Source organism: Candidatus Egerieousia sp., from assembly GCF_056211015.1.
The window spans coordinates 1-6,699 of record NZ_JBAELF010000030.1 but is presented as its reverse complement, the minus strand read 5'-3'; the positions used below and the strand labels follow the sequence as shown (position 1 = coordinate 6,699).

6 protein-coding genes are annotated in these 6,699 nt (G+C 47.5%); 1 reads left to right on the top strand and 5 read right to left on the bottom strand.

Annotation, left to right across the window (positions count from 1 at the left end; genetic code table 11):
* On the top strand, positions 1-708 hold a 708-nt coding region (locus AC06L3_RS02070), incomplete at its 5' end, for a ComEA family DNA-binding protein (protein ID WP_475668969.1).
* 3 nt (positions 709-711) lie between these two features.
* Here AC06L3_RS02070 and AC06L3_RS02065 read toward each other — a convergent pair.
* The 5 genes from AC06L3_RS02065 to AC06L3_RS02045 all read right to left on the bottom strand — a co-directional run.
* On the bottom strand, positions 712-1,968 hold the full coding sequence (locus AC06L3_RS02065) for an exo-beta-N-acetylmuramidase NamZ family protein (RefSeq protein ID WP_475668968.1): 1,257 nt from the start codon (positions 1,966-1,968) through the stop codon (positions 712-714).
* 15 nt (positions 1,969-1,983) lie between these two features.
* Positions 1,984-3,318 carry an MFS transporter gene (locus tag AC06L3_RS02060; RefSeq protein ID WP_475668967.1) on the bottom strand — a complete coding sequence of 445 codons (1,335 nt, stop codon included), beginning with the start codon at positions 3,316-3,318 and terminating at the stop codon, positions 1,984-1,986.
* 44 nt (positions 3,319-3,362) lie between these two features.
* Positions 3,363-4,706, bottom strand: a complete 1,344-nt coding sequence (locus AC06L3_RS02055; RefSeq protein ID WP_475668966.1) for a SpoIID/LytB domain-containing protein — start codon at positions 4,704-4,706, stop codon at positions 3,363-3,365.
* A gap of 14 nt (positions 4,707-4,720) precedes the next feature.
* The gene (locus AC06L3_RS02050) at positions 4,721-5,773 is read right to left on the bottom strand and encodes a DUF4922 domain-containing protein (RefSeq protein WP_475668965.1); all 1,053 of its coding nucleotides are present in this window, start codon (positions 5,771-5,773) and stop codon (positions 4,721-4,723) included.
* An 11-nt stretch (positions 5,774-5,784) separates the two neighbouring features.
* On the bottom strand, positions 5,785-6,699 hold a 915-nt coding region (locus tag AC06L3_RS02045; protein ID WP_475668964.1), incomplete at its 5' end, for a glycosyltransferase family 2 protein.

Below are 6,699 nucleotides of genomic sequence, written 5' to 3'. Positions count from 1 at the left end.
AACTATCGCTGTAAAGGAGGAAAATTCCGCAGGAAGGAGGATTTTGCAAGGATGTACACCGTTTCTCCGGAAAAGTATCAGGAGCTGGAGGCCTTTATCGTGATTCCTGACATTTACGGCAGCAGTTCAGAAAGAAGGCTGAATCATACGGCCGGAGATTATGGCAGGAATCGCAGCAGGGGAATCTATCAGAGGAGGGAATGGAAAGAATACGACACAATGCAGAGAACCAGGGAATTCCGACGTGACACCGACTCGCTGCAGCCAGCAAGGGTCCGGACATGGCGCACTGACACCATAGACCTCAACTTTGCAGACAGTGCCGACCTCACGTCCCTCAGGGGGATAGGTGCTTATTATGCCGGAAAGATCATGGAGTACCGCAACAGGCTCGGTTTCTTCTACTGCGACAGCCAGCTGCTTGAAATCCCCGGCGTGGACTCGGCACGTTTTGCCAGCCTCAGAAGCCGAATACATGTTTCATTGCCATCGGAGTATAATAATGAAGGATTTGACAGCAGGATTGCGCTTTCAGAACTTTCAGACAAGGAAATGGCCTCGCATCCCTATATTGGGGCATTTGCGGCAAGGAGCATGAGTTTCATAAGAAAGAAATATGGTGCAGCGGCACTCACTGTTGAGAACCTGCTGCACCAAGGTGTCATCACCGCCGCACTGGCGCGTAAACTGTCACACTATTTCAAATAATACTTATCTGTACATATAGTACTTTGAGCTGAGCTTGCGGAAACTTTCAATGTCCTTGTTCCAATACTCGCGGATTGATTCGAATGTATTGTGCTCGGCGAAAGTCTTTCTGATATATTCGCTGCCGCAGACAATGTCAAACATTCTGAAACGGCCCTTGTCGGCCTTCTCAAAGAATTTGTAATCAGGATACAGCTTTGCAACGGTCTCCATTACGTAAAAGTTCACAGGTGTAAGCTGGGCCGCATCATAATCCGTGATATAAACCTGCACACCACCAACGTTCTCACCCTTGTAAACTGCATAGAATGGATTGTAGTCAAGCGCACGGAACTTGATACCCGGAAGATTCAGATCGTTGAGAGCCTTTGCGAACTCCGCGCTCTTTATCCAAGGCGCTCCGAACATCTGGAAAGGCATTGTATAGCCTACGCCTATGGAGAGGAATCCGAACTCGCCGACTATTCCTGAAATCGGATAATACAAGGCGCTTTCTGCCGATGGAACGTGAGGAGAAGGCAGAACCCAAGGCTGGCCTGTCTGTGCGAACAGCATATCCCTGTGCCATCCTTCCATTGGAACTACCGTGAGCTTGCATTTGAAAGGTTTCTGATCACCTTTTGAGCCACGTACCAGGCCCTCTTCGTTCACAAGCTTTGCCAGCTCGCCAACTGTAAGCCCGTAAAGATAAGGAACACTCACCTGGCTTACGAAAGAATAGCAACCATCCTCAACCAGGCTTCCCTCTATTCTGTTGCCACCGAGAGGATTGGGGCGGTCAAGCACCACAAGTTCCTTGTTCTGTTCGTCACAGGCCTCAATCAGCATTGCAAGTGTGCTTATGAAGGTATATGAACGGCAACCGTTGTCCTGAATATCATAAACCAATACGTCAATATCCTTGAGCATTTCAGGAGTAGGTTTCACTGTCTTGCCAAAGAGCGAATATTCCTTGAGACCGGTTACAGGGTCAACGGTATCCTCAACACTGCCGCCGGCGTATGCATTTCCACGAACGCCATGCTCAGGGCCGAACAGAGCCACCAGTTTCACATTCTCTGCATTGAAAAGAATGTCAACGGTTGAATTGAAATTCCTGTCAATTCCCGTTGGATTGGTGACAAGACCTACCCTCTTGCCCTCAAGAACCTTGAAATTGCTGTCTCTGAGAACCTCAACACCAACTTTTACAGCCTGTGCGGAACCTAGCAGAGGCATCATTGCAACAATCAGAACTGCAAACAATACTATCTTTTTCATATAGGCTTTCAATTATTATTTCTTACCATAGTTGGCATCAACAACTCTCTTTGCAAGGAAGGTTACAACCACTGTTGCAATGCAGCAGAGCATTACCATCCAGAAGAAGTTCACGTAACCTATCGCCTCCTGTATATAACCTGCAACAAAGCCTGGAAGCATCATGCTCAATGCCATGAACGCAGTGCATATTGCATAGTGCGAGGTCTTGAACTCTCCCTCTGAGAAATACATCATATAAAGCATGTATGCGGTGAAACCGAAACCATAGCCGAACTGCTCTATCACAAGTGCTATTGTTACCAGTACAAGATTGGTAGGGCTGCATATTGCCAGATAAACGAATGTGAGGCAAGGCAGTGTCATGCAGGCCGCCATTGGCCACAATGAGCGTTTCAAACCAACACGGCTGGCATAAATACCTCCAAGGATACCACCGGCAAGCAGTGCAATGACTCCGAAGGTTCCGTAAACAACACCCACTATGTCAGTTCCCAGTCCGAGTCCGCCAACCTCCTTGCCGGCAACCAGGAAAGGCTGGCACATCTTGATGAGGAATCCTTCAGGAAGTCTGTAAAGAAGCATGAAGGCGATTGCAAGAACAACGCCCTTCTTTGTGAAGAAGGTCTTGAAGGAATTGCCAAGTTCGGCCATTGTGCTCGTACCGCTGTCGGCGCTGATTCTTGGTTTGTCATCGGCAGGTTTTGGAAGAAGGAAGGTATGATAGAGAGAAACAAGCAGGAAGGTGACCGCCGCAACTCCTATTGATATCTTCCAAGAATAAGGGATATTACCCATCCCGGTAGCTGGATCGTATGTGTTCCTTTCAACGAGTCCTGCAATGAAAACAAGCACTCCCTGTCCGAAAACTGATGAAACCCTGTAGAAAACGCTGCGGATTCCAATGAATGCGGCCTGGCTGCTGTGGTCATGGGCCAGCATATAGAAACCGTCCGCCGCAATATCGTGTGTGGCGCTTGCGAAAGCGGAAATGATGAACAGGACAAGTGTGAGCCAGAACATGTTTATCTGAGTGGCACCGGCCTTGATTGTTTCAGTTTCAGGTGAAGGCAGGGTGAACATGAGGAGGAACATCATTGCAGTCATTATGAGCTGCATTGAGGTGATCCACCATCTTTTTGTCTTTACTACATCCACTATAGGGCTCCATATTCCCTTGAGGAACCAAGGGAAGTACAGAAGGGTGGTGAAGAATGCCATCTGGCCGTTAGGAACGCCCATTTTGGCGAACATCATTACTGAAATGTTGTTTACTAGGAAATACGGAATACCTTCTGCAAAGTACAGTGTAGGTACCCAGGACCATGGTGTGCTGTTGAATTTGCTCATATCTTTATAATAATTATCATTTACATCGATGGTTGATTGCCCAGTTAGTACTCCCTCACAAGCTGTGAGCCCGGGAAGTAGTGTGCAAGAATCTTCTCATAGCCATAACCTTTGGCTCCCATTACAGCCGCACCTATCTGGCAAAGGCCTGCTCCGTGTCCCCAGCCTGCGCCCTTGATAGTGAAATGTGAAGGAACAGCACCGTCACCGCTCTTTTCAACAACGAATGCGGAACTGTAAAGATGGCTTGTTGAAAGTGTTTTCCTTATCTCAAGTTCCTTTCCTATAATCTTTGTTCTTTTGGTTCCCACAATCTTCAGTTTCCAAAGTCTTCCTGAAGTTCCACGGGCTATTGGAACAAGGTCTATTATTTCTCCGTAGTCAACTCCGCTGCGCCTGAGAATAAGTTCGGAGAGCTCCTTCTGATCATAATCCACCTGCCATCTGTAGAAATGCGTGGTTTCCTGGTCATAGCTGTTGAGCACCTGGCTCAGTATCTTTGCATCCTTTGTATTGCAGAAAGCCTCCGGCTCGGAAAGAATCCACCTGCGTGCGTTCTCCTCAACTGTAAGGTCAGGGAAATTGTTCTCATCAGGAGTATCGGCACGCTTGGCAAGATAAGGATACTTGATATTCTCCCAGCAGTACTGGAACTCCTCCATTACACCGCCGCAGCATTTAGAGAAGCGTGCGTCACAGATTTTTCCATCATATTTGAGCACCTCGCCCCAGGTTTGGTCAATCACCTGGCGTATGGTGTCGGTTGTCTGACGAGCAACGCCCTGATATCTCTGACAATGGTCATCGGCACACACATCAAAGTTTATGTGATCCTCCCTGTCGTACCATTTGATAAGTTCGTCCTGGGTGTCGGCACAGGCTGAATATTCCTTTGAACTTGCCTTGATCTCCTTGTTCTTCTCTATCTGTGCAATGAGCCATGAACGTGAAATTACAGCGTGGGCCTTGAGCAGGTTCATTGAAGCAGTTGCGCTCATTTCTGAAGATATCACGCTCAAAAGGTAATCTTCAATGCCAATGAGGTTTATGGCTGTAACCGTTCCGTTTTCAACTATGAGTTTCAATGTACCGTCAAAGGTCTGGTCCTCTTTGCGCTCCCAATGGAAGTTCACGCCTATTATAACATCCTTAAGTTCAAAACGAGGTTTTTCGCCACCGCCGTTCTCCAACGCTACAGCCTCGAATGCCACTGTATCATACAGACCCCCGTCAAAGCAGACTTTGCCGTCCTTTACGCAGGCGCTGTATTCACCGCAGTATTCCTTTCCATTGAATGAATAAGGAGCAAGGAATCTGAATTTAACTTCCGGCAGGGAGAAAATACCAACTGCCAATGTAGCTTGTGTTCTTGTATTATTCTGACTCATAGTGTTTATGAATATTATTCTAATGTCTTATGTTCTTGAATGAAAGATTCCACCACGGCACATTTATCCTCGCTCAACGACACTTCCTTCATTACTGAGGACAATATCCCGGCATCCAGTTTCTCAAAACTGTCAGCAGAGCTCACTATTGCTATTCCGCTCATTTCCACGGACGCAGGCGAAATGAGTATTCTCTTTTGAGGATCCTCCTCAAAGAAACAGGCCGGACGTGATTCCTCCCTGAAATAAACGATGGTCCTGAATTCAGCGCTGAAACCATCACGCCAGGTCAGGACGTTCATCCTTGGCTCCCACTCGTCCTCAATTCTTCTGTCTCCTTCCCAGAATATCCTGTTCGCAGGAAGTTCCCTGCTCCGGCCATAGCCTGCGGCAGCACGGGCTTCCATCAGGAATGAAAACAGTTTTTCCATCCTGTAGCCGGTGGAGGAAACTAAAAGATAGGCTCCGCGTACATATCCGTTGATTCTGTAGATACCGGGGGAAAGCGGGCTGAGAAAGTCGTGTCCATCCTCTGAAAGCGGACTCAAGGCCTGGCCAGAAGCTTTCTGCACAGGGAGGGAATCTTTAGGGCAGGCCTGGAAATGCATGTGGTCAGGTGCCGAAGCTCCGCATTTAGGCCCGTTGTAGAAAATGTCATAAGCCGGCAGAAGGGCTGCGAATTCAAGCATATCGCTCAAATGTCCCTTCATCTCCTGCCTTGTATGAACAGCTGTTGAAATTGTGAAGTGCCTTTCGAAAATAGGGAAAGGATTCACCCGGAGAAAATATTCCGTATCACCGGAACATTTCCAGAGATGAGACTGCTGCATTGATTCAAGCCCGTCCGGGCAAAGGAAACATTTCCTTTCACGCAGAGTTTTCTCATCCACTTTGGCCATTACGGAAGCCACCCGCGCAGGATTGAAATGAAGCCTGACATTGAGACCGTCAATTGTCATCTCCTTTTTCTTCACCTGCGATAGTGCATTATAATTGAAGGATGCCCTCCCGCCAAGATTCAATTCGCGGGAAAGCATCTTTTCAATTGTGTCCTGCAACTGTTGCATAGAGCCCACAGTTATTTTCTGTTCAATGCAATACGCGCTTTGAGCTCCCAGGTACGGATTCTGTCCTTGTACAGGTTGTTTGCATTGACTTTCTCTATATCAAGGGAAGCATCGGAGTTGTCGTCCCAGCGGCGGCAGTTATAAACTACATCGTAGATTCTGCCAATCTGATACTCTCTGCAAACGCGCAGGCCCACTGCATAATCCTCACCATACTTTGTTGTAGGGAAATTGATTGTGCGCAGCATTGGTGTGTAGAATCCTCTTGGTGCGCCAAGACCGTTGATTCTCAATGCGTTGTTACGACCGTTATCAGGTGTCCACTCTTTGTGGTCAATGATTCCCGGAGGGATGGTCTCCATATGGAAGTTGGTCATTCTGTATGTACCAACAACCATTGCGCAGTTCTGTGCATAGAAAGCATCAACGAATTTCTGAACGGTGTTCTCATCAAAGTAAACGTCGTCTGAATCGAGCTGGATTGCAAACTTACCGCACTTCGGATGATGAAGAGCAACGTTCCAGTTACCTCCGATTGCATGGTATGACTTGTCCTGTGCAATGTAAATGAGTTTCGGATCACCCACGAATTTCTTGATTACATCAACGGTACCGTCCTCTGAGTTGTCATCAACAACTATCACATTGTATTTGAAAGTGGTCTTCTGGTTGAGTGCGGACTGGATTGCATCGCCTATGGTGCGAACCCTGTTCTTGCAAGGAATTACAACAGAAGCCTCATACTCGAAAGGATCGTTGCTGAACTCGATGTGTGTGAATTCAGGTCTGAGGAAACCGCCGATGGCCTTCAGATGCTCGGTGCAAGCCTTCTCCATTTCAATCTGCACGGCACGGTTCTTAGGATCAACGTAGTCGAAGATCTTCTCGCCTGACTTGCGGGTATCTGTCTCAACATCATAATAGAG